The sequence below is a fragment of the Citrobacter sp. Res13-Sevr-PEB04-36 genome (assembly GCF_015672735.1).
Lineage (GTDB): Bacteria > Pseudomonadota > Gammaproteobacteria > Enterobacterales > Enterobacteriaceae > Citrobacter.
In genome coordinates this window covers 43,382-67,532 of sequence record NZ_JADABY010000055.1, presented here as the reverse complement: position 1 = coordinate 67,532, position 24,151 = coordinate 43,382, and the positions used below count along the sequence as shown (strand labels likewise).

The 24,151-nt window shown below is 53.0% G+C and carries 22 protein-coding genes; 7 read left to right on the top strand and 15 right to left on the bottom strand.

Translation table 11 applies throughout. The features are described 5' to 3' along the window. Positions 1–21: 21 nt before the first annotated feature. Both tpiA and IMQ48_RS16315 read right to left on the bottom strand, forming a co-directional pair. Entirely contained in the window at positions 22–789 is a 768-nt protein-coding gene (gene tpiA, locus IMQ48_RS16320) for a triose-phosphate isomerase (protein WP_196209858.1), read from the bottom strand. Positions 790–897: 108 nt separating this feature from the next. After that, a complete protein-coding gene (locus IMQ48_RS16315; RefSeq protein WP_096758825.1) occupies positions 898–1,497 on the bottom strand; it encodes a YiiQ family protein in 600 nt (199 codons plus the stop codon). A gap of 225 nt (positions 1,498–1,722) precedes the next feature. Between IMQ48_RS16315 and IMQ48_RS16310 the strand changes: the two genes are divergently transcribed. Further along, the gene (locus IMQ48_RS16310; protein WP_096758824.1) at positions 1,723–2,145 is read left to right on the top strand and encodes a DUF805 domain-containing protein; all 423 of its coding nucleotides are present in this window, start codon (positions 1,723–1,725) and stop codon (positions 2,143–2,145) included. 86 nt (positions 2,146–2,231) lie between these two features. Here IMQ48_RS16310 and fpr read toward each other — a convergent pair whose 3' ends face one another. The 4 genes from fpr to IMQ48_RS16290 form a co-directional block, all read right to left on the bottom strand. After that, entirely contained in the window at positions 2,232–2,978 is a 747-nt protein-coding gene (gene fpr / locus IMQ48_RS16305; RefSeq protein ID WP_196209857.1) for a ferredoxin--NADP(+) reductase, read from the bottom strand. 95 nt (positions 2,979–3,073) lie between these two features. Then, a complete protein-coding gene (gene glpX, locus IMQ48_RS16300) occupies positions 3,074–4,084 on the bottom strand; it encodes a class II fructose-bisphosphatase (RefSeq protein ID WP_196209856.1) in 1,011 nt (336 codons plus the stop codon). A gap of 182 nt (positions 4,085–4,266) precedes the next feature. Further along, positions 4,267–5,775 (bottom strand): glycerol kinase GlpK, encoded by a 1,509-nt coding sequence (gene glpK / locus IMQ48_RS16295; RefSeq protein ID WP_096758821.1) that lies wholly within the window; start codon positions 5,773–5,775, stop codon positions 4,267–4,269. A gap of 22 nt (positions 5,776–5,797) precedes the next feature. Further along, positions 5,798–6,643: an MIP/aquaporin family protein gene (locus tag IMQ48_RS16290; RefSeq protein ID WP_096758820.1), complete on the bottom strand. Its 846-nt coding sequence runs from the start codon at positions 6,641–6,643 to the stop codon at positions 5,798–5,800. Positions 6,644–7,070: 427 nt separating this feature from the next. On the opposite strand from IMQ48_RS16290, the gene zapB reads away from it, so the two are divergent. Further along, positions 7,071–7,316 carry a septal ring assembly protein ZapB gene (gene zapB, locus IMQ48_RS16285; RefSeq protein WP_005121725.1) on the top strand — a complete coding sequence of 82 codons (246 nt, stop codon included), beginning with the start codon at positions 7,071–7,073 and terminating at the stop codon, positions 7,314–7,316. A gap of 217 nt (positions 7,317–7,533) precedes the next feature. On the opposite strand, the gene rraA is transcribed toward zapB, so the two are convergent. The 7 genes from rraA to priA form a co-directional block, all read right to left on the bottom strand. Further along, entirely contained in the window at positions 7,534–8,019 is a 486-nt protein-coding gene (rraA, locus tag IMQ48_RS16280) for a ribonuclease E activity regulator RraA (protein ID WP_096758819.1), read from the bottom strand. A gap of 92 nt (positions 8,020–8,111) precedes the next feature. Further along, a complete protein-coding gene (menA, locus tag IMQ48_RS16275; RefSeq protein ID WP_117343660.1) occupies positions 8,112–9,041 on the bottom strand; it encodes a 1,4-dihydroxy-2-naphthoate polyprenyltransferase in 930 nt (309 codons plus the stop codon). Positions 9,042–9,108: 67 nt separating this feature from the next. Then, the gene (gene hslU / locus IMQ48_RS16270; RefSeq protein ID WP_196209855.1) at positions 9,109–10,440 is read right to left on the bottom strand and encodes an HslU--HslV peptidase ATPase subunit; all 1,332 of its coding nucleotides are present in this window, start codon (positions 10,438–10,440) and stop codon (positions 9,109–9,111) included. Between the two features lie 9 nt (positions 10,441–10,449). Then, positions 10,450–10,980 carry an ATP-dependent protease subunit HslV gene (hslV, locus tag IMQ48_RS16265; protein WP_196209854.1) on the bottom strand — a complete coding sequence of 177 codons (531 nt, stop codon included), beginning with the start codon at positions 10,978–10,980 and terminating at the stop codon, positions 10,450–10,452. Positions 10,981–11,072: 92 nt separating this feature from the next. Beyond that, entirely contained in the window at positions 11,073–12,038 is a 966-nt protein-coding gene (ftsN, locus tag IMQ48_RS16260; protein WP_196209853.1) for a cell division protein FtsN, read from the bottom strand. Positions 12,039–12,131: 93 nt separating this feature from the next. Next, on the bottom strand, positions 12,132–13,157 hold the full coding sequence (gene cytR, locus IMQ48_RS16255; protein WP_196209852.1) for a DNA-binding transcriptional regulator CytR: 1,026 nt from the start codon (positions 13,155–13,157) through the stop codon (positions 12,132–12,134). 156 nt (positions 13,158–13,313) lie between these two features. Beyond that, entirely contained in the window at positions 13,314–15,512 is a 2,199-nt protein-coding gene (gene priA, locus IMQ48_RS16250) for a primosomal protein N' (protein ID WP_196209851.1), read from the bottom strand. A 332-nt stretch (positions 15,513–15,844) separates the two neighbouring features. Between priA and rpmE the strand changes: the two genes are divergently transcribed. From rpmE to IMQ48_RS16235, 3 genes are all read left to right on the top strand, one after another. Beyond that, positions 15,845–16,060, top strand: coding sequence for a 50S ribosomal protein L31 (rpmE, locus tag IMQ48_RS16245; protein ID WP_096758811.1), 216 nt, complete (start codon positions 15,845–15,847; stop codon positions 16,058–16,060). Between the two features lie 337 nt (positions 16,061–16,397). Then, positions 16,398–17,078, top strand: a complete 681-nt coding sequence (locus tag IMQ48_RS16240) for an oligogalacturonate-specific porin KdgM family protein (protein ID WP_196209850.1) — start codon at positions 16,398–16,400, stop codon at positions 17,076–17,078. 89 nt (positions 17,079–17,167) lie between these two features. Then, positions 17,168–18,592: an MFS transporter gene (locus IMQ48_RS16235; RefSeq protein ID WP_196209849.1), complete on the top strand. Its 1,425-nt coding sequence runs from the start codon at positions 17,168–17,170 to the stop codon at positions 18,590–18,592. Between the two features lie 120 nt (positions 18,593–18,712). Here the strand turns inward: IMQ48_RS16235 and metJ are convergent, their stop codons facing one another. Further along, complete coding sequence (gene metJ, locus IMQ48_RS16230; protein WP_196209848.1) at positions 18,713–19,030, bottom strand: met regulon transcriptional regulator MetJ; 318 nt, start codon at positions 19,028–19,030, stop codon at positions 18,713–18,715. A 265-nt stretch (positions 19,031–19,295) separates the two neighbouring features. On the opposite strand from metJ, the gene metB reads away from it, so the two are divergent. Both metB and metL read left to right on the top strand, forming a co-directional pair. Next, positions 19,296–20,456 carry a cystathionine gamma-synthase gene (gene metB, locus IMQ48_RS16225; RefSeq protein WP_196209847.1) on the top strand — a complete coding sequence of 387 codons (1,161 nt, stop codon included), beginning with the start codon at positions 19,296–19,298 and terminating at the stop codon, positions 20,454–20,456. Between the two features lie 2 nt (positions 20,457–20,458). Further along, complete coding sequence (metL, locus tag IMQ48_RS16220; RefSeq protein ID WP_196209846.1) at positions 20,459–22,891, top strand: bifunctional aspartate kinase/homoserine dehydrogenase II; 2,433 nt, start codon at positions 20,459–20,461, stop codon at positions 22,889–22,891. Between the two features lie 44 nt (positions 22,892–22,935). Here metL and IMQ48_RS16215 read toward each other — a convergent pair whose 3' ends face one another. After that, on the bottom strand, positions 22,936–24,102 hold the full coding sequence (locus IMQ48_RS16215; RefSeq protein ID WP_196209845.1) for a cytoplasmic protein: 1,167 nt from the start codon (positions 24,100–24,102) through the stop codon (positions 22,936–22,938). Positions 24,103–24,151: the final 49 nt, after the last annotated feature.

Here is a 24,151-nt window from a genome sequence, read left to right as displayed (position 1 = left end):
CAATGCCCCCCTTGTAACAACTTAAGCCTGTTTAGCGGCTTCAGCTGCCTTAACGATCACGGCGAAGGCGTCTGCTTTCAGAGAAGCACCACCTACCAGCGCACCGTCGATGTCCGGCTGGGCGAACAGTTCTGCTGCGTTAGCTGCGTTTACGGAACCGCCGTACTGGATGATAACTTGTTCAGCGATTTTCGCGTCAGCTTTAGCAATGTGGTCACGGATGAATTTGTGAACAGCCTGAGCCTGTGCCGGAGTTGCAGATTTGCCGGTACCGATAGCCCATACAGGTTCGTAAGCGATAACCACGCCTTCGAATGCTTCTGCGCCCTGAGTCTTCAGTACTGCGTCGATCTGACGTGCGCACACTTCTTCAGTTTTGCCCGCTTCGTTTTCTGCTTCGGTTTCACCGATGCACAGAACCGGCGTCAGACCCTGCTCTTTCAGCACGGCGAATTTTTTGGCGATCAGTTCGTCAGACTCTTTGTGGTAAGTACGACGCTCAGAGTGACCGATAATGATGTATTTCGCGCCGATATCTTTCAGCATTTCAGCGCTGGTTTCACCGGTGAATGCGCCAGACAGGTTCAGGTCAACGTTCTGCGCGCCCAGGATGATGTGGCTACCGGCAGCGGCGTGGTTAGCCAGGTCGATATACATTTCCGGTGGAGCGATTGCTACTGTGCAGCCAGCAACGCCAGCCAATTCTTTACGCAGGTTAGCAACCAGTTCGTTTACCATGTGGCGGCTGCCGTTCAGTTTCCAGTTACCCATCACTAAAGGATGTCGCATTTCATTTCTCCACGCTTGTCAGCGAATTAAGGAAGATGGCCGCCCGTCAGGGCAGCATGGTCTGTGAAACAGTATAGAGATTCGTCTGCGGAAAGGCTTTGCTTTTTGTCATTTATTCGACCCTTCGAGATTTTCAGATAGCGCCAGCTTAATCGGTTCAACAGCGAAGGTCAGCCCTTTTTCGCCGTTATCTGCCACGACATAGCGAATTGCACCCTCGGTTTCTGCGTAGTAGTGCTTACTTTTGCCTGCGGTGAGCAATTTTTGCAGTTTTTTCTGGCTTTGTTCTTTGGTCAGTAAGGGGGCTACGGTGCGGATGACGGCACTCATGTACTCCAGCGCTTTGGCTTTGGCGGCCTTTTGTTCTGGCCCCTGGATCGGCAGCCAGGTTATCTGCATGCTTTTAATTTTCAACGTCCCGCGCTCAAGGGCCGATGACGCATACAGGTTTTCATTGATCTTACTGGCGGCGCGAGTGAGATTTGCCTTATCGCGGCTGCTGTCGATGGCACGGAATTCATTCAATGCAAGCTTCGGATTCTGTGTATTAAAGTTTTCACGAAATTGGCTGATCGACAGATCAAACGTCGGCGCGCCCGCCAGCAGATAGGGGGCAGTGGTTGCCGTCGAGGGCGCTTCCGCCCGAGCCACAGGGCTAGCGGACAGGGCTGAAAACAATAATAAAAACAGAGTAAATCCTTGCTTCATCAATCGTACCTTTCATTATGACTGACCACGATTAAAACGATATACTCGTCGTCTTTCAAGTGGCAGGTGCGTTAGCTGCGTTCATTCACCCGAATCACTTACCTGAGTAAGCTCATCGGGACCCATTCACTTGCCGCCTTCCCACCACTCGAAATCCATAGAGCAAAACCGTCGGGCTTGTCAAAAGCGTAAACTGTTCTTGAAGGCAATAATAAAGGAACTTACATGACCATACAGCAGTGGTTATTCTCAATTAAAGGGCGTATTGGACGCCGTGATTTCTGGATTTGGGTCGGCCTCTGGATTGTCGGTATGCTGGTTCTGTTCTCGCTGGCGAGTAAAAAACTCCTCGATATTCAGACGGCGGCTTTTTGCCTGGTGTGCTTGCTGTGGCCGACAGCGGCGGTGACGGTAAAACGCCTGCATGACCGGGGACGCTCTGGCGCGTGGGCGCTATTGATGATTCTGGCGTGGATGCTGCTGGCGGGAAATTGGACGATGTTACCCAGCGTCTTGCCGTGGGTCGTCGGACGCTTTGTCCCCACGTTGATTCTGGTCGGCATGCTGATTGACCTGGGCGCGTTTGTTGGCACCCAGGGCGAGAATAAGTTTGGTAAGGATACGCAGGACGTGAAGTACAAAGCGTGAATACAATGCCAGATGGCGAAAGTGTCACCCGTAGGCCGGATAAGACGAAGCCACCATCCGGCAAAAGTGACTTCAGGCAAACACCCTTACCAGTAATGCTCAGCGGTCATATGGCCCGGTCGGCGACGCAGGTGTTTGGTCATCTGCCGGGTATCTTTCAGCAACTGCTGGGTATCACGCACCATCTGTGGGTTCCCACAGAGCATTACATGACTGGTGGCGGTATCCATTGGCAGACCGACTGCTTTTTCCAGCTCACCGCTTTCAATCAACGCGGGAACGCGGCCAGTAAGCGAACCTGCGGCCGTTTCACGGCTGACGACTGTCTGAATACGTAATTTCCCTTCGTAACGTTTTTCCAGCGCTTGCATCAGCGGCAGATAGCTTAAATCGGCGTCATAGCGGGCAGCATGGACCAGCACCAGATTTTTAAAGCGATCGACATCTTTGCCTAGTTGTAGAATGGATAAGTACGGGCCGATCGCCGTGCCGGTTGCCAGCATCCACAGCGTATCGCAATCGGGGACTTCATCCAGCACAAAGAAGCCTGCAGCTTCACTAACCACCTGTACGTCATCGCCAGGTTTTAGCGCGGCCAGACGTGGACTCAGCTTCCCGTCAGGCACCGTCACCAGATAAAACTCTAAATCGGGGTTGTCTGGCGCATTCACGTAGGAATAGGCACGCTGGACGCGTTCGCCGTCGATCTCCAGACCAAGCTTGGTGAACTGACCCGCAGTGAAGGGGAGAACCGGCGCGCGCACGGTCAAACTAAACAGGGCGTCGGTCCAGTTCTGTACCTTAGTGACTTTGCCTGTTACCCAATCTGCCATGGTGTCCTCCTGTCTGCTTTGATTGCCTTATCTTCGTTCGTTGCACGAAAGATTTCCAGCCCCGAAGGGCTGGAAGGCTCAATCAAACAAATTTGTTACAGGATATGCGCCTGCACATCAGGATCTTTGCGATCGAGATAGTGAATGGATTGAATACGACGGATCGTGCGTGACTTGCCGCGGATCAGCAGCGTTTCGGTGGTGGCGATATTGCCTTTACGGCTAATCCCATCCAGCAGGTCGCCTTTGGTGATCCCGGTAGCGGAGAAGATAACGTTATCGCTACGTGCCATTTCGTCCAGACGCAGCGCTTTACCGGCTTCAATGCCCATCGCCTGGCAGCGGGCCAGTTCCTGTTCGCCGATACGGCGGTTTTCTTCGCTGTCGCCTTTGACGTCATGACGTGCCAGCAAACGACCCTGCATGTCGCCGTCCAGCGCGCGGATGACGGCGGCAGAAACGACACCTTCCGGTGCGCCGCCAATGCCGTACAGCACGTCAACTTCGCTGTCTGGCATACAGGTCAGAATGGAGGCCGCAACGTCGCCATCGGGAATGGCGAACACGCGAACGCCAAGCTTCGCCATCTCGGCGATCACCTCATCGTGGCGAGGTTTGGCCAGAATAGTCACGGTCAGATCGCCTAGCGGCTTGTTGAGCGCGGCGGCGACATTACGCAGGTTCGTTTCCAGCGACAGGTTCAGGTCGATAGCCCCTTTGGCTCCAGGGCCGACAATCAACTTCTCCATGTACATATCCGGCGCGTTGAGGAAACAGCCTTTGTCACCAACCGCGAGGACCGCCAGCGCATTCGCCTGGCCCATTGCCGTCATGCGCGTACCTTCGATAGGGTCGACCGCAATGTCTACGGCATCGCCGTGACCGGTACCGACTTTTTCACCAATAAACAGCATCGGCGCTTCATCAATTTCACCTTCGCCAATCACGATGGTGCCGTCAATATTGACCTGGTTGAGCATAATACGCATGGCGTGCACCGCTGCGCCGTCGGCGGTATTTTTATCGCCGCGTCCCAGCCATTTATAGCCAGCCAGCGCCGCCGCTTCGGTTACGCGTGAAAATTCAATGGCAAGTTCTCGTCTCATTGCAAACTCGTAGCAGAAAGGAATGGCGCGAAGTGTAGCACAGGGGAGAGGGCGGGATTATTGATGTGTGTGCGGGGTTACCCTCGCACAAAGATTTTGCCGGAGCGATGTTGCCTCATCCGGCCTACACAAGCATGTAGGCCGGATGAGACGCTTTAGCGTCGCCATCCGGCAAGGACGGATTACTCTTCGTGGTCTTCCCACGCCAGGGCGCGTTTAACCGCTTTTTTCCAGCCGCTGTAACGGAAGTTACGTTCGGTGGTTTCAATGCCAGGACGGAATTCACGCTCGATGACCGCTTTTTCCTGCAGCTCATCCAGGTTTTGCCAGAAGCCCACGGCCAGACCTGCCAGATATGCGGCACCCAGTGCCGTCACTTCACGTACTTCCGGGCGCTCAACGCGGGTGCCAAGAATGTCGGACTGGAATTGCATCAGGAAGTTGTTGGCGACCGCACCACCATCGACACGCAGCGCATGCAGACGAATGCCGGAGTCGGCCTGCATTGCTTCCAGGACGTCACGGGTCTGATAAGCGATAGACTCAAGCGTTGCACGGATGATGTGGTTGGAGTTAACGCCACGGGTCAGGCCAAAGATAGCGCCACGCGCATACGGGTCCCAGTACGGCGCACCCAGACCGGTGAATGCCGGAACTACGTATACGCCGTTGGTGTCCTTCACTTTGGTGGCGAAATATTCGGAGTCGAACGCATCGCTGATGAGTTTCATTTCATCACGCAGCCACTGAATGGAGGCGCCGGCCATAAATACCGCGCCTTCCAGCGCATAGTTTACTTCCCCGGTTGGACCGCAGGCGATGGTGGTCAGCAGCCCGTTTTCAGACTTCACGGCCTTCTCGCCGGTATTCATCAGCATGAAGCAGCCGGTGCCGTAGGTGTTTTTCGCCATCCCTTCTTTCACGCACAGCTGACCGAACAGTGCGGCCTGCTGGTCACCCGCGATACCCGAGATAGGAATACGCGTGCCGCCTTTACCGCCAATGTTGGTCTGACCGTAGACTTCAGAAGAACGACGCACTTCCGGCAGCATGGCACGCGGGACGTCCAGCGCATCCAGCATTTTGTCGTCCCAGTCGAGGGTATGGATGTTGAACAGCATGGTACGTGAGGCGTTGGTGTAATCTGTTACGTGTACGCGCCCCTGAGTCATTTTCCAGATAAGCCAGGTATCCACGGTACCAAACAGCAGTTCGCCGCGACGAGCGCGCTCACGCGAGCCTTCTACGTGGTCGAGGATCCACTTCACTTTGGTGCCAGAGAAGTACGGGTCAATGACCAGCCCGGTGTTGTTACGGACGTAGTCTTCCATGCCGTCGCGCTTGAGTTTCTCGCAAATATCCGCGGTACGACGGCACTGCCAGACAATGGCGTTATAGATAGGTTTGCCGGTTTCACGCTCCCAGACGATGGTGGTTTCACGCTGGTTGGTAATCCCGATTGCGGCAATTTCGTCGGAACTGATATCGGCTTTCGCCAGCACTTCTACCAGCGTGGAGCTTTGAGTCGCCCAAATTTCCATTGGGTCGTGTTCTACCCAACCTGCTTTAGGGTAGATTTGCTCGAATTCGCGCTGCGAAACGCTAACGATATTCGCATCGTGGTCCATTACGACCGCGCGGGAGCTGGTAGTGCCCTGGTCGAGCGCAACGATATATTTTTTTTCAGTCATCATTTTTTGTCCCGTAGTCACATTACTGCGAAGCTTTTTGTTGAGTGTTGGCCGCGACATCTTTCTCTTCAATCGCGCAGACATCGCACGGTAAATGGCGACCAATCAGTTTGCGATATGCCCATGCGCCCAAAATCGCGCCGGTAATCGGGCCAAACACCGGTACCAGGAAGTAAGGAATATCGCGACCACCCGTGAAGGCAATCTCACCCCATCCAGCCATCCAGGCGAAGAGTTTAGGTCCGAAGTCACGTGCCGGGTTCATTGCAAAACCGGTCAGCGGTCCCATAGAGGCACCGATAACTGCGATTAATAAACCGATCAGCAGCGGTGCCAGTGGACCACGTGGCACACCGTTACCATCGTCGGTCAGTGCCAAAATCAGCCCCATCAGAATAGCGGTAATGACCATTTCAACTGCGAAGGCCTGCACAAAATTGATATGTGGATTTGGGTACGTTGAGAAAGTACCTGCCAGATTGAGGCTTTCAGCGCTGCCGCGCACGATATGGTTGGTTTGTTCGAAATCGATGAAAAGATTGTAATAAAGCCCGTAAACCAAAGCCGCTGCGCAAAAGGCGCCGGCAATTTGTGAAATGATAAAAGGAACAACTTTACGCTTGTCAAAGCAGGCAAACAGCCAAAGTGCGATTGTGACCGCCGGATTCAGGTGTGCACCAGAAACGCCTGCCGTCAGATAGATAGCCATCGCTACCCCCAGACCCCAGATGATACTGATTTCCCACTGACCGAAAGTCGCACCAGCGACTTTGAGTGCAGCGACACATCCCACACCGAAGAAAATCAACAACCCGGTACCGAGGAATTCAGCAATGCACTGGCCTTTCAAGGTTGATGTTTGACTCATAATCGGATCCTGAAGAGAGATTAATGTTTATTGTGTGCGAGAAGGTCATCGACATCCCCGGAGCCCGGTAGGCACACTGTTAATTTATCGTTAACGAGCAAAAACGAGAAATATCGAAATTAAAATGTGTGTACTGCATCAACAAAATGAGCGTTTTCGCGCCATAACGAGGTATTTGTAATACATAATTAGTGTGAGCTGAATCATTTCATTAACCAATATGTTAACACTTTTGAGTTATAGGGGGTTGTCGCCAGGACAAGGATTAAAAGTGTTGCAAACCGCAATCTACGCGGGATGCTGCTGGACAGGGATGGCGCGGCTTCATACAATCGGAGCTAAGTAGAGAACGCGCGTTTTTATTAAGGCGTCACCGTTATCGGGACGAGGATTTTTATCCATCAACGCCTTGCAATTCAGGAGAGGTATGACGATGTCATTAGAAGTGTTTGAGAAACTGGAAGCAAAAGTACAGCAGGCGATTGATACCATCACGCTGTTGCAGATGGAAATCGAAGAGCTGAAAGAAAAGAATAACTCACTGTCGCAGGAAGTTCAGTCCGCACAGCAGCAGCGTGAAGAGCTGGAGCGTGAGAACAACAGCCTGAAAGAACAGCAGAACGGCTGGCAGGATCGTCTGCATGCTCTCCTGGGCCGTATGGAAGAAGTCTAATTACGCTTTATCTTTCGCGCCGTAGCAGCGTTGGCTGTGCTCAGCTACCCCAGTCACGTAGTTTACTACGCTCCTGGGGATATCTTCGTTTGCCGCCTTGCTACAACACGAAATCTCTCGCGTAATCGGCTCTGCGTGTAGGCCGGATAAGGCGTAAGCCGCTATCCGGCGATCGGCGATAACGCATAAAAAAGGCACCTTACGGTGCCTTTTTCGATTACTCGATATCGAGGGGGTCTTCGGAGAGGATCATCCCGGTATTGTCGGCGTACAAGTGGTCGCCGGAGAAGAACGTTACGCCACCGAAGTTGACGCGCACATCGCTTTCTCCAATACCTTCACCTGCGGCACCTACCGGAATAGCGGCAATCGCCTGAATGCCGATGTCCAGTTCTTCCAGATCGTCTACCTGGCGTACTGACCCGTAGATAACCAGACCTTCCCATTCGTTCTGTACTGCCAGGCGCGCCAGTTCGGCATCAACCAGCGCGCGACGGACAGAACCGCCGCCATCGACCAGCAGAATACGACCACGGCCATTTTGTTCGAGCAGATCGTACAGCAACCCGTTGTCCTCGAAACATTTTACCGTGATGATTTGTCCGCCAAACGACGACCGTCCCCCAAAGTTAGAGAACAGTGGTTCCACGACGTTGACATCTTCCTGATAGATGTCACAAAGCTCGGATGTATCGTATTTCATAGGCTCAACGTTCAGTTGCTGCGAGAATTTTTAGTATATCGCGCTATGTGTACTGTTGGCAAAATCATCAATTGTTAATTGATATTTGTCAGTTAAACAGACCACTGGCTTAAGAAAATCCCAACCACAAACAGCAGGTTAGTTAACAGCGCTGCTTTTACGGTGCGTTCCAGCATCGGACGCATTGCCGCTGGATCCATTTCACGCATTACATATCGTGCCTGCTTAATCAGCAGCGGAGCGGCCAGGATGAACAGCCATCCCCACAGACTTTGCAGCGAAAACAGATTAAACAGTGCCAGGCAAACCAGCGTCCCCATCAGCAGGCAGGCATGGTAACGACGTGCATTCACGGCCCCCAGACGCACCACCAGCGTATTTTTACCGTTCTCCCTGTCGCTGTTGATATCACGCAGGTTATTGACGTTGAGCACGGCGGTAGCCAGCAGACCGCAGGCGGTGGCCGGCAGGATTAGTGCGGGGATCAGCGTGTGGGCCTGCAGATACCAGCTGCCCATCACGCTCAGCCAGCCGAAGAAAACCAGCACGGAAATATCACCGAGGCCAATGTAGCCATAGGGGCGATTGCCGACGGTATAAGTGATCGCCGCGATAATCGACAGGCCACCGAGCACCAGGAAGCCGACAAAATCAGCCATCGTGTGGCAGGCGACTGCCACCAGCGCCAGGCCGGACAGACAGATTAAGGCCACGGTGACCATCAATGCGCGTTTCATCTGTTGTTGGGTAATGACCCCTTTTTGCATGCCACGTAGCGGTCCAATGCGGTCAGGCTTGTCGCTGCCTTTGACGGCATCGCCATAGTCGTTTGCGAGATTGGACAGGATTTGCAGCAGCCCCGCCGTTATCAATGCCAGCAGAGCCACCAGCGGATCGAAATACCCTTGCCACCATGCTAATGCCGTACCGACGATGATCGCCGCGAAGGCGAGCGGTAAGGTCTTAGGTCGTAAACTTTCCAGCCAGGCTTGTGAGCGGCTAATTTGTTGTTGTTCAGTCATATTTAGCGCCAATAAAAATGGGGCTTTATCAGCCCCATCAACAGTGATGAAAATGCATTGAACGCGATTATAGGATAAAACGGCTCAGATCTTCATCTGCGACCAGCGCATCCAGATGTTTGCTCACATATTCGGCATCAATTGTGATGCTTTGGCCGTTTAAATCGCTCGCATCATAGGAAATATCTTCCATCAGACGCTCAAGCACGGTGTGCAGACGACGGGCACCGATGTTCTCGGTGGTTTCGTTGACCTGCCAGGCTGCCTGAGCGATGCGCTTAATGCCATCTTCCGTGAACTCAATATTAACGCCCTCAGTTGCCATCAGCGCTTTGTACTGGACGGTGATGGAGGCGTTAGGTTCAGTCAGGATACGCTCGAAATCGCTGGTGGTCAGTGCCTGCAATTCTACACGAATCGGCAGACGACCCTGCAGTTCCGGGATCAGGTCGGACGGTTTCGCCACCTGGAACGCGCCGGAGGCGATAAACAGAATGTGATCTGTTTTCACCATGCCGTGCTTGGTCGAGACGGTGCAGCCTTCGACCAGCGGCAGCAGGTCGCGCTGTACGCCTTCACGGGACACGTCCGGACCGGAGGATTCACCGCGCTTACAGATTTTGTCGATTTCGTCGATAAACACGATCCCGTGCTGCTCAACGGCGTCGATAGCCTCTTGCTTCAGTTCTTCCGGATTTACCAGCTTCGCCGCTTCTTCTTCAATCAACAGCTTCATGGCTTCTTTGATTTTCAGCTTACGCGGTTTTTGTTTCTGGCCGCCCAGGTTCTGGAACATGGACTGCAGCTGGCTGGTCATCTCTTCCATGCCAGGAGGCGCCATGATTTCTACGCCCATCGGTGCAGCGGCGAGATCAATTTCAATCTCTTTGTCGTCCAGTTGGCCTTCACGCAGTTTTTTACGGAATGCCTGACGCGCAGCAGAAGGTTCCTGCGGCTGTTCAGACTGTCCCCAGTTATTTTTAGCCGGTGGGATCAGTACGTCGAGAATACGCTCTTCCGCCATTTCTTCGGCACGGAAACGGTTTTTCTCGATCGCCTGGACGCGAACCATTTTAATGGCTGCATCGGTTAGATCGCGAATGATGGAGTCAACTTCTTTACCAACATAGCCGACTTCGGTGAATTTCGTGGCTTCAACTTTGATGAACGGTGCGTTGGCCAGTTTTGCCAGACGACGGGCGATTTCGGTTTTACCGACGCCGGTTGGGCCAATCATCAGAATGTTTTTTGGCGTAACTTCATGGCGCAGCTCTTCGTCAAGCTGCATGCGGCGCCAGCGGTTACGCAGAGCAATCGCCACGGAACGCTTGGCGTTATCCTGGCCGATGATGTGTTTGTTCAGTTCGCTGACAATTTCGCGTGGGGTCATTTCAGACATGGGGGATCCTTACGCTTTGGAGTTCAATTCTTCGATGGTATGGAAGTGGTTGGTATAAATGCAGATATCCCCTGCAATATCCAACGCTTTCTCAGCAATCTCGCGGGCACCAAGCTCGGTGTTTTCAAGCAGAGCACGTGCCGCAGCCTGGGCGTAGGGACCGCCGGATCCGATGGCAATCAGATCGTTTTCTGGCTGAATGACATCGCCATTACCGGTGATGATGAGCGATGCAGTCTCATCGGCAACGGCCAGCAGCGCTTCGAGTTTGCGCAGCATACGGTCGGTACGCCAGTCCTTCGCCAGCTCAACGGCAGCTTTCACCAGGTGACCCTGATGCATTTCAAGTTTGCGTTCAAACAGTTCAAACAGCGTGAATGCATCCGCAGTGCCGCCCGCAAAGCCCGCGATGACTTGGTCGTTGTACAGACGGCGGACTTTTTTCACGTTGCCTTTCATTACGGTGTTACCCAGTGTGGCCTGACCATCACCGGCGATTACCACATGGCCGTTACGGCGTACGCTTACTATTGTTGTCACGAGCAGACCCCTTGGTTACAAATACGGAATTCAGGCCCCGCGCAGATGTACGGGGCGTAATGCAAGTATAGATGGGGGGGATTTTGGGGGTTTCAACCCCCGGCAGACAGTCGAATACAGTTTGTGTGACCCGCGACTTTCAAACGACTGATGGTGTTGTCAGCGTTTTCCTTGCCCTTAAGTGGGCCAATGACCACGCGATTCCAACCGTTGTTGGTGGTAATGCGGGAGTTAAAGCCCTCAAAAGCCAGCTGTGCACGCACGGTTTCTGCCTGTTCAGCCCCTTTAAACGACCCACACTGTACCATCCAGCGGCGCTCATCTTTTTTCTCAGCAGTCTGCTTCGGCACTTCGGTAATCGGTGCGGCTGGCTGCGTCTTCGGCTGAGTGGTAGCGGTGTGCGCAGGTGTTTGCAACAGATCCTGGTACGGCTGTTGGGCCACCGGTTTGGGCTGCGTTTGACGCGGCTGCTGTACCGGTGCGGCTTGCGCGGTACGCGTTTGCTGCTGCTGAGGCTGTTCCGTTGCCCGAGGACGTGGCTGCTGGGCCTGCTGTTGGGCGTTGGTCCACTGCTGTTGTTGCACCTGACGCTGACGCTGCAGCGTTTGCTGGCGTTGCTCAGGCGTTTGTTCATTCCATGGGACTTCGTTGAGCTGGGTAGGCTGCTGACGCATATCAGCCTGCATTTGCGCCAACAACTGGCGCTGCTCATTGGTCAACTGATCGGCATTCAGCACTTCGCCGCCCGCAGAAGGTTCGGTTGGCGCACGCACGCCTGGCTGGCGGCTTTCCAGCTCTTTGATGTATCGCCAGCGTTCTTCAGGCTTTGGCGGAATGCCATTGCCGGTAACTTTCTGGTTTTGCAGCGTCTCGGACTCTTCTTTCTTGTGATGCGTAATGAAGTACAGACCACCGATAAAGGTCACGAGTACGGCTGCAGCAATAGCGACCATCGCGGGTGAAACCGCGGGTGTATTGCGTTGCTTATTCCGTGAGGTGCTCTTTTTGCGCCGCGAAGGTGCCGGTTGGCCGCGACGTACATAATCTCGTTGTGCCACTATCGTTTCGCTGTATTTATTCGTTCGTCAGCCCGCCATGTTACTTAAGCGGCGGGCCTTTGACCAGACAGGGGAGTCCGAAAGCGCTTTACTTTACGTCAGCGCCCGGGTCGTACCCCGAATAATGAGCTCACAGTCCAGTAAACGTGAGCCACTGCTGACATTTTGCCCTTGCAATTGATCGAGCAGTAACAGCATAGCTTCACGCCCGATATCGAAACGTGGCTGTGCGACAGTTGTCAGCGGTGGATCACAAAATTCTGTTAGTGAAATATTATCAAAACCAATAATCGACAGATCGTCAGGTACTTTTAATCCCTGGCGTTTGGCGTAGGAGAGCGCACCCAGCGCCATGACGTCGCTGTGACAAAAAACGGCGGTCGGCGGGTGCGGTAGCTCAAGCAGCTGTTTTAGCGCGTTAGCCCCCGCTTCATAGGTAAAATCACCGCGTGCGATAAAATGTGGATCGACCGTAATCCCGCTGCGGCGCAATGCCTGAACGTAACCTTGCAGACGGTAGTGGCACAGCGGCATGTCCTCTGGTCCGGCGATACAACCGATACGTTTATGCCCCAACTCCAGCAGGTAGTTCATCGCGTTAAACGCTGCGGTGAGGTTATCAATGTGGACGGTGGGCAGTTCCAGCTCTGGCGCGAATTCGTTGGACATCACCATCGGTGGTAAATTGCGCTGTTCTTCTACGCTGGCATCGAATGGCAGGCGCGAGCTGAGCAGCACCATGCCGTCGATCTGCTTGGTAATAATGAGGTTAAGAAAGGTCTTTTCCTGCTGGTTCTGGTGCGCGCAATCGCCGATCAGTACCAAATAACCCTGCTCGGCGGCGGTGACTTCTATGCCGCGAATGACTTCGCTAAAAAAGGGATCGCAAATATCCGGGACAATGACCAGGATGGTACGTGATTCATTACGTTTAACGTTGCGACCCATCGACTGCGGTAAATATCCCACTTCCAGGGCGGCCTGCTCAACCCGGCTACGGGTGGACTGAGAGACTTTGTCTGGATTCATTAATGCACGGGAAACGGTAGCTGTGGAGACTTTCGCCTTCAGAGCAACATCTTTCATCGTTGCGGCAGTGACCTGCTTGTTCGGTTTCACTCTTTCTCCTCGCCAGGGCACTGCTGGTGCAGACCTGTCCCTGGGTAACCTTCATCTGAAACATTTTTATCAGATAGTGAATAGAAGCAGTTACAGAATTTTCATAAAAAGTGTGATGGATATTTAATTTTACGATCCGCCTCGCATCATGAGGGGCTATCCCTCAATGGGATCGACATCCAGTACCCATTTGACCTTGCGTGCATCGGGTAGGGTATTGATCAACGCCAGCGTGCCGCTGACGATATGCTGCAGGCGAATGCGTGACGGATGCTGCAACAAGATTTGCCAACGATAGCGGCCGCCACGCTTGGGCGCCAGTGCCGGAACCGGACCTAACACCCACAGCTTATCGTCAGCCAGCGGGCTGGCCTGAATCAGATTGCGCAGCTGTTGTAAAAAAAGCGGTGCCTGCTGGTTGTTGTGATCTTCTGCCCGCACGATGACGTGGCTGGTCCACGGCGGAAGCTGCAATGTTTGCCGCTCGGCCAGCGCCTGCTCAGCAAAGGCATCGTAGCCTTTATGCAGCAAGGTTTGCAGCAAAGGATGTTCAGGATGATGCGTTTGCAGTACCACTTCCCCCTGTTTCCCGGCACGTCCTGCGCGCCCGGATACCTGGGTGTAGAGCTGGGCAAAGCGCTCTGCGGAACGGAAGTCAGCGGAGAATAATGCCCCGTCCACATCCAGCAGCGCCACCAGCGTGACGTCAGGGAAGTGGTGGCCTTTCGCCAGCATTTGCGTGCCGATAAGAATGCGCGCCCCCCCGCGATGGACTTCCGCCAGATGCTGTTCCAGCGCTCCTTTACGGCTGGTGGTGTCGCGATCGATGCGTGAAATCGGCACGCCGGGGAAGAACGGCGCTAAGGCTTGTTCGAGCTGTTCGGTGCCGAGCCCTATCGGTACCATGTGTGTAGAGCCGCAGGACGGGCACTGACGCGGTATCGGGCGCTGGCTGTCGCAGTGGTGGCAGCGCAGATGATGCTGCGCCTGATGTAGCGTGTAGTAGTGATCGCAGCGTGGGCATTCGGCAATCCAGCCGCAGTCATGACACAGCAACGCGGGGGCAAAACCCCGGCGATTAAGAAACAAGATAACCTGATTATCGGCCTGCAGATGCTGACGCATGCGGGCGAGCAACGCCGGGGCCAGTCCGGCCTGTACCTGCTGACCTTTCAGATCCAGCACGTGCTGCGTCGCGGGACGGGCGTTTCCGGCGCGGCGTGTCAGGCGCAGCATGCGGTATTTTTTTTGCCGCACGTTGCACAGCGTTTCCAGCGCCGGTGTCGCCGAACCCAAAATAATCGGGATTTGCTCGCTGTGCGCACGGTAAACCGCCAGGTCGCGAGCGTGATAGCGCCAGCCTTCCTGCTGTTTATAGGAGCTGTCGTGTTCTTCGTCGATGACAATCACGCCGAGGTTTTTAAACGGCGTAAACAGCGATGAGCGGGTACCGATGACTATTGCCGCTTCACCGTTTTTCGCTTTTAGCCATGTGGAAAGACGCTCGCTGTCATTTAAACCGGAGTGCAGGACTTCGACCGGGGCATTGAAGCGCTCGCGAAAACGGGCGATGGTTTGCGGCGTCAGGCCAATCTCCGGCACCATTACCAGCGCCTGCTTGCCCTGGGCGAGGACATTTTCCAGCACGCTTAAATAGACCTCTGTTTTACCAGAGCCGGTGACGCCAGCGAGCAGCCAGGCGCTAAAACTGTCTGATGCGCTGTGAATCGCACCGACGGCGGTGGCCTGTTCGGTATTTAGTCTTAAACGCTCGCCAGAGACGGCGTAATGCGTGCGCCAGTCGCTAAATTCTGGTGTTTCGCTTGCCAGGGAGCACAGGCCTTTTTTACGTAGTGCCTGCAATGCGGCATCGTTAAATTCGAGGTCGGCCACCTGGTCACGCCAGATTTTTCCCTGTCGCAGCGCCGCCAGCGCCTGCTGCTGTTTTGGCGAGCGCTTCAGGCCATTAAGGTCAGTAACCTGGCCTTCTTCGGTGGCGAACCAGTACCACATTGGCGTATTGGTGGCGGGGCGACCCTGACGCAGCAGAATCGGCAGGGCATGAAATAGCACGTCGCCAATTGGGTGATGGTAATAATCAGCAGCCCACAGTAGTAAGCGCCAGACGGAGGTCGAATAGACCGGTTCGCTGTCCAGCACCTCAATGACGGCTTTTAATTCGCTCCGCGGCAGTTCGCTGTGTTCGCTGACCGACAGGACAATACCGACGCGTTCCTGCTGTTTGCCAAAGGGCACACGCACGCGACACCCGGCTTTGGCGCTCATGCCTTCCGGCAGGAGGTAGTCAAAGGTACGGGGCAGCGGAACGGGTAAGGCAACGTGCGCAACGGGCATTGAATCATCCTGGCTTGAAATCTGGCGGGTTAGTATACACATTAGTGGAGGGCAGAATGCGGATCAGTTTGCATGAGCAGGCTAATTTCTGTATGATTCGCCGCCTTTGATGCAAATTGATTGCGTCAAATACTGACCATTACCCGAGAGTTTCGCGCGGCTGGAAGGCGGCAAGCGGGCGAATCTCTGGGAGCATAGTGAGCTATGTGACCAGAGTGAGTGAACGCAGGCAACGCATCAGCAGTGTGAAAGGTGACGGGGAATAATTAACATCGCGTGGTGTCTGGCGTTAGGGCTGGAAGAGCGACGCGGCCTTAACTGAGGTTCTCCCCATGAAAAAAGATATTCATCCGAAATACGAAGAAATTACTGCAAACTGCTCTTGCGGTAACGTCATGAAAATCCGCTCTACCGTTGGTCACGATCTGAACCTCGACGTGTGCGGTAAATGCCACCCGTTCTATACTGGCAAACAGCGTGATGTTGCTACCGGTGGCCGTGTTGACCGCTTCAACAAGCGTTTCAGCGTACCGGGTACCAGCAAATAAGTTTTTTGCTGTCAGAAAAAAGCGCCTTACGGCGCTTTTTTTGTGTCTGTGAATCAGTGCTGAAGCATGTATTTTTCCGATGAATGCAACTCTTAATCATTAAATAAAACAGTGTTTTTATTTTATCGATAAAATGTTTCTATTGGTGATCTTTGTCATTTTTATCTTTACACCTTTGCCATTAATTTGAATTCCTGGCAAAATTTAAAAGGTTTTGTCTCTCCTGCTTAAATACAATTTTTGGGAAATCTAAAATTATTCATAGATCCAATTTTGTTTTTCTTTTTTAGAAAACAATATGGATTAATTCCTTAATTGTTTATGGGAAGGGACGTTTATGAAATTAAACTCCGCATTATTACTTATTCCATTATTCTCTGCAGCTGCACACGCAGGTTATGTTGATTACCGCCATGAGTATTATGACGATGGCCGTAACTATGACCGTGTTTATATGTCTCACCGTTTTGCTACCGGTTTTGGTGTGGCAGTCGAAGCTATTTCTCGTTCCGATGATTCGCAATCAAATGATTCGTGGAACAATATGGAAAGTAACGGCAATGAGTATACGGCAAGCTATCAGTTTACCTCTCAGGGGCTTATCTGGCAGCCAGGCATTGCGATTGAAACAGGCGATAACATTACCATTTATAAGCCTTATATTCGCGTGCAGTATAATATTGATGACAACTGGTGGACCGCGTTCCGTTATCGTCAGGAGTACATGCGTAGAAACACGGATGGTAAAGATGATCGTATGGTCTATCGCCCTGAAGCCTGGGTCGGCTATAACATCAATAACTGGATGTTTGAGCTAAACGGTATTTATAAAATTGCCGACAGTGAAGATTTATATAACAACAAAAGCGAAGATTATGAGTATAACTTCCGGGTCGCTTATAAAATAGGTTCCTGGGTTCCGTTTGTTGAGATCGGTAACGTTTCTTCGGGTTATAACACTACGACCACTGATGATCGTCAGACCCGTTATCGTGTAGGTCTTGGTTATAATTTCTGATCGCTAATACTCTTCGTCTCAGTTTATTACGCTGAGCATCAGGATGTATGCATTATTTGCGTGAGTAATATATCTAAGGAGTTGACATCATGTCTAATGATGGAACTATGATCGGAAGCAATAAAAATATTGCCGTCAGACCTTTCGGATTCAGAGATAAAGTTGGTTATTTATGTGGTGACCTGGGAACTTGTTTTATTCTTGGGTTGGTGAATAGTTTTTTAATGATTTATTACACTAACGTACTCGGTGTTTCCGGCGTTATTGTCGGCTCACTGTATTTTGTGACCAAACTCTTTGATGCGTTTGTCGATGTTGGCGTAGGGCGCTTATGTGATACGTCTAAACTGACGGTACATGGGCGTTTTAACCCCTGGGTACGCCGCATGAAGTATCCGTTCTGTATCATTGCGGTTGTTCTGTTCCTGCCGTTTGTACAAGATTTTTCGTATACGGCGAAAATTATCTACATTTGCGGCTCCTATTTTATTTACGGTTCCCTGTTATCGACCGTGAGTATTCCTTATGGTGCCATGTCTGCGGCGATTAGCTCTAACCCGGAAGATCGCGTATCGCTCTCAACCTGGCGTAGCGTTGGGTCAGCAATCGGTGGCGGGGCAACCGGCTTTTTTATTCCTATCCTGATGTACACCACTCTGGTGGACGGAAGCCAGGTGATTTCCGGGCAGCACTTCTTCTGGATCGCCATTGGTTGCGCAATACTGGGCTTTATCTTTTTAACGTTGACCTGCCAGTTAACGACGGAACGCGTGCGGGTGGAGAGAAAAGATAGCATGCCCGTGTCGGTGCTTCTGAAAGGGTTGATACGCAATAAAGCCCTGATTGTTCTGGTTGTGGTGGATCTGCTGATCGTGATTAATCAGGGGCTTTCCGGCACCAATATGACCTACCTGTTTAATGACTATTTCCACAATAAAGAGGCGATGTCTGTGGCGTTGCTGTTTACCTTTGGCTCTCTGATTTTGCTGGCGCCCTCGGCATCCTGGCTGACTAAGCGATTTGGTAAGAAAGAAGCCAGCGTAGGCGCGCTGCTCTTTTCAGTAGTTATGTATGTGATGATGTACTTCATCCATATTACCGACCCGAAAGTCTATTTGGTTTTCTTGTTCCTGGCGACGCTGGGGGCGGGGTTATTCAACCTAATGATTTGGGCGTTTATGACTGATGTTTGTGACTATCACCAGTATGTCACTGGCGATCGTGAGGATGGCACCGTTTATGGTGTGAACTTCTTTGCTCGCAAGATTGGTCAGGCGTGTGCAGGGGCTATTGGCGGTTTTATGCTGGCGATCATTGGTTATCAATCCTCGTCAACGGGGGGGGCGGTGCAAACCAGCATTGTGCAGGAAAATATTTATACGATGGCGAATCTTTTGCCGGCTTTATGCCTGTTTTTAGCGGCAGTCGTGCTGATTTATTTCTATCCGTTGAACCGTAAAGAAACGCTTAAAATGGAAGAAACATTGAATAAACTCAATGGTATTAGCAAGTAAGCATTGTGAATGCATGACGCTCGATAGTGCGTGCTATGCGTTAACATGGATGGGGCGAGAAAAGGCGGGAGTAATCCTGCCTTTTCTCATCTTTCTAAACGTCAACCACCGTTTTAGCTATCAGTATTCCCACGTTTCCGGGTCGATCCCCAGTTCACGCATAATTACCTTAGCCTCTTCCGGAATTTCATCACTGCGCTCTTTGCGCAGATCGGCATCGTTGGGTAACGGTTGCCCGGTAAAGGCATGTAGAAACGCTTCACACAGCAGCTCGCTGTTGGTGGCGTGGCGCAGGTTGTTCACCTGACGACGCGTGCGTTCATCGGTAAGGATCTTTAACACCTTCAGAGGAATGGAAACCGTAATTTTTTTGACTTGCTCACTCTTCTTACCGTGCTCAGCGTATGGGCTGATATATTCGCCGCTCCATTCAGCCATGAGATACTTAATCCTCTTTGTCATTAAAATTGAGGCCAGAACCTGAGCCCGGACCATAATTGTGCGTAGTTTATCGTAGTGGCGCGGCCCTGACACGAAGTTAGCCGACGCAGATGTACGCTAATGCATATAATTTTAACGGCTATTTCGAGTTTGCTCAATCTATACGCAAAGAAGTTTAGATGTCCAGATGTATTGACGGCTATTGTAACAATGATTACTCTGGTGTCTGACTATTCACCAGCTCAGCCAGGATCTCCTCAATATGACGCGTAAACAGGCCACCATCGCAGTGCGTAGCGGATTAAATGACGACGAGCAGTACGGTTGCGTTGTCCCGCCAATTCATCTTTCCAGCACCTATAATTTTACCGGTTTCAATGAGCCTCGCGCCCATGACTATTCACGTCGCGGTAACCCGACGCGTGATGTTGTCCAGCGCGCGCTGGCGGAGCTGGAAGGCGGTGCGGGCGCGGTGCTGACCAGTACCGGTATGTCGGCAATTCATCTGGTGACTACGGTATTCCTGAAGCCGGGTGACCTGCTGGTGGCGCCACACGACTGTTACGGTGGTAGCTATCGTCTGTTTGACAGCCTGGCGAAGCGTGGGTGTTATCGCGTGCTGTTTGTTGATCAGGGCAATGAAGCGGCGTTGAAAGCCGCGTTGGCAGAGAAACCGAAGTTGGTGCTGATAGAAAGCCCAAGTAATCCGCTGTTACGCGTGGTCGATATTGCGAAAATCTGCCAGCTGACGCGTGAGGCTGGCGCAGTAAGCGTCGTCGACAACACTTTTTTAAGCCCGGCACTGCAAAATCCACTGGCATTGGGCGCCGATCTGGTGTTGCATTCATGCACGAAATATTTAAATGGTCACTCAGACGTTGTGGCTGGCGTGGTGATTGCAAAAGATCCAGAAACGGTCACTGAGCTGGCATGGTGGGCGAATAATATTGGCGTCACTGGCGGTGCATTTGATAGCTATCTGCTATTGCGTGGCCTGCGTACGCTGTCACCCCGTATGGAGGTGGCGCAACGCAATGCCCAGGTGATTGTCGACTTTTTGCAAACCCAGCCGCTGGTGAAAAAATTGTATCACCCGTCATTGCCGGATAATCAGGGGCATGAGATTGCCGCGCGCCAGCAAAAAGGCTTTGGCGCGATGTTGAGTTTTGAACTGGATGGTGATGAGCAAACGCTGCGTGACTTCCTTGGCGGGTTATCATTGTTTACGCTGGCAGAATCACTGGGGGGCGTTGAAAGTTTGATCTCCCACGCTGCGACTATGACACACGCGGGGATGGCGCCAGAAGCGCGTGCTGCTGCCGGCATTTCTGAGACGCTGCTGCGGATCTCCACCGGTATTGAAGATGGCGAAGATTTAATTGCCGACCTGGAAAATGGCTTCCGGGCTGCAAACAAGGGGTAAACATGAGTGTGATTGCGCAGGCAGGGGCGAAGGGTCGTCAACTGCACAAATTTGGTGGTAGCAGTCTGGCTGACGTGAAATGTTATTTGCGTGTCGCAGGCATTATGGCGGAGTACTCGCATCCTGACGATATGATGGTCGTTTCCGCGGCAGGCAGTACCACTAACCAGTTGATTAGCTGGCTGAAATTAAGCCAGACCGATCGCCTTTCTGCGCATCAGGTTCAGCAGACGTTACGCCGCTATCAGAGCGAGCTTATTAGTGGCTTGCTGCCGCCTGAGGTGGCCGATGGGCTGGTAGGTGCGTTCATTAACGATCTGGAGCGCCTGGCCGGTTTACTCGACAGCGGCGTCAACGATGCGGTCTATGCCGAAGTGGTGGGGCATGGTGAAGTGTGGTCTGCGCGTCTGATGTCAGCCGTACTTAACCAGCAGGGGCTGGAATCCTCCTGGCTGGATGCGCGTGAGTTTTTGCGTGCGGAGCGCGGTGCTCAACCACAGGTGGACGAAGGCCTTTCGTACCCTTTACTGCAACAGCTGCTAGCACAGCATCCGGGTAAACGCCTGGTGGTGACCGGATTCATCAGCCGCAGCAATGCGGGCGAAACGGTGCTGTTGGGGCGTAACGGCTCTGACTACTCCGCGACCCAGGTTGGCGCACTGGCAGGCGTTTCCCGCGTGACCATCTGGAGCGACGTTGCCGGGGTATATAGCGCTGACCCGCGTAAAGTGAAAGATGCCTGTCTGCTGCCGCTGCTACGCCTTGATGAAGCCAGCGAGCTGGCGCGTCTGGCGGCTCCGGTTCTCCATGCTCGCACCTTACAGCCGGTTTCCGGCAGCGATATTGATCTCCAGTTGCGTTGTAGCTACACGCCGGAGCAAGGATCAACGCGCATTGAACGCGTGCTGGCTTCCGGTACTGGAGCGCGCATTGTCACCAGCCATGACGACGTCTGCCTGATTGAGTTCCTGGTTCCCTCCGGCCAGGACTTTAAGCTGGCTTACAAAGATATCGACCAGATTTTAAAACGTGCGCAGGTGCGTCCACTGGCGGTGGGCGTACATCCTGACCGCCAACTACTGCAATTTTGCTATACCTCCGAAGTCGCGGACGGCGCGCTGAAAATTCTTGATGAAGCAGGCCTGCCGGGTGAGCTGCGTTTGCGTCAGGGCCTGGCGCTGGTGGCGATGGTGGGCGCTGGCGTGACGCGTAATCCGCTGCACTGCCACCGTTTCTGGCAACAATTGAAGGGCCAGCCGGTTGAGTTTACCTGGCAGTCGGAAGAGGGCATTAGCCTGGTCGCCGTGCTGCGTACGGGTCCGACCGAAAGCTTGATCCAGGGTCTGCACCAGTCAATTTTCCGCGCTGAAAAACGCATCGGTCTGGTGCTGTTTGGTAAAGGGAATATTGGTTCGCGTTGGCTGGAGCTGTTTGCTCGTGAGCAAAGCACGCTGTCTGCGCGTACCGGTTTTGAATTTGTACTGGCAGGCGTGGTGGACAGCCGCCGTAGCCTGCTGAACTACGAAGGGCTGGATGCCAGCCGCGCGTTGGCATTTTTTGATGATGAAGCGGTGGAACAGGATGAAGAGTCCCTGTTTTTATGGATGCGTGCCCATCCGTATGACGATTTAGTCGTGCTGGATGTCACCGCCAGCGAACAACTGGCGGATCAGTATCTGGATTTCGCCAGCCACGGTTTTCACGTGATCAGCGCCAATAAACTGGCGGGTGCAAGCACCAGTAATAAGTATCGCCAAATCCACGACGCCTTCGAGAAAACTGGTCGTCACTGGCTGTATAACGCCACTGTCGGTGCCGGATTGCCAATCAATCATACCGTTCGGGATCTGATTGACAGCGGAGACACCATTTTGTCGATCAGCGGGATCTTCTCCGGCACGCTGTCGTGGCTGTTCCTGCAATTTGACGGTTCAGTCCCGTTCACTGATCTGGTGGATCAGGCGTGGCAGCAGGGGCTGACTGAACCTGACCCGCGCGTTGACCTTTCTGGTAAAGATGTGATGCGCAAGCTGGTGATCCTGGCGCGTGAAGCGGGGTACGACATCGAACCGGACCAGGTTCGCGTGGAGTCACTGGTGCCTGCGCACTGTGAAGAAGGCTCTATTGACCATTTCTTTGAAAATGGCGATGAGCTGAATGAGCAGATGGTTCAGCGCCTGGAGGCCGCCCGTGAAATGGGGCTGGTACTGCGCTACGTAGCGCGTTTCGATGCCAACGGCAAAGCGCGTGTGGGGGTGGAAGCGGTCCGTCCTGAACATCCGCTGGCGGCGCTGCTGCCGTGCGATAACGTGTTCGCTATAGAAAGCCGCTGGTATCGCGATAACCCGCTGGTTATCCGTGGACCGGGCGCAGGTCGTGACGTCACCGCCGGAGCTATTCAGTCAGACATCAACCGTTTGGCGCAGCTGCTGTAGTTTGCGTTGCCGGATGGCGCTTACGCTTATCCGGCCTACATATTTCATGAACCGTAGGCCCGATAAGCGGCAGCGCCACCGGGCAAATCGCGCTGGGTGATCAGGGCGTTGTATTGATCTACCAGCGTCCTTATCGTCTGAAACACCGAATGGGCAGAGTAACGGGTGCTTTGCTGAAATTCCGTCTGTTGCCGCAACCAGGCGAGAAAATGATGGCATGCTGCCAGAGTTATAGACGCGCCTTCTTCAACCCGCCCTTGCGTTAACAAACACACCATTTTACGCGTATCGCCTCGTTGCCAAATTTGCCACTGGTTTTGCCACCATCCCTGATATGTTTTGCCCAGCAATTGCCAGGACAGCGTGCGCTTATCGTGATTCATTTCTTCATCAATAAACCACAGCGAAGCGCGGTGATGGCGAAACTGTTCCGCCCATGCGGTAATCGCTGCGCCGCGCAGGAAGCATTCGTGGGCAATAATATGGGTTTTTACCTCTGGCCACAGATGGCTCAGTAGGCGGAAATGCCCGTGTGCGGAAATTACTGGGCGCAAAATAGCGCCACTGGCGTTCCGTTTGAGCATCGCGCTGCCGTACTGAGTTTCGTCAAACTGGCTACGGCGTAAAAACAGGGTTTCTCGCTGACTCACTCGCTCAACAATATCGTCATGAATGACTTTTGGCTCCGCGCTGCCACGCCAGCGGTAAAGCAATGAAACGCCGACAATGTGTGGTGTGAAGTTGCTGGAAATATGCAGAATATTGCCGCGAATAGCGTCAAAACTGAGTAATACATAGAGCTGCTGATCTGCGCTAACACCCTGAAAAGGGACGAGCAGGGGGATCGTTGCTATTTGTTCTGGCGGAACGATGTCGGTGGGCGGCTGCTGTTTTGGTGTCCAGACCTTTTTGCAGTTTCGGCACTGAACTCGATGGCTGCCCTGGGGATTATACCCATAGCGGATGATTTCTCGCTGGTAGCAACATGGGCAAAACTGACCACGATTGGCTGCAAAATCCGCTAAATATGCCGACAACCAGCAACGGAACTGTTCCTCATCAAACAGCGGTGGAAGGCTGCCGCATGCCCGGCAATGCAGTGCGGCATAACCCAGTCGATACTCTGGCCAGCTGTAATCTGCTGAGCTCGCCAGCCCCAGATTTTGGCAGCCAAAGGACTTGCAGCAATTGATAGTGAACAGTGACGTCATCCTGTTACCAACGATTATTAATGGTCGTTGATTCTGGCTCGCAACTATC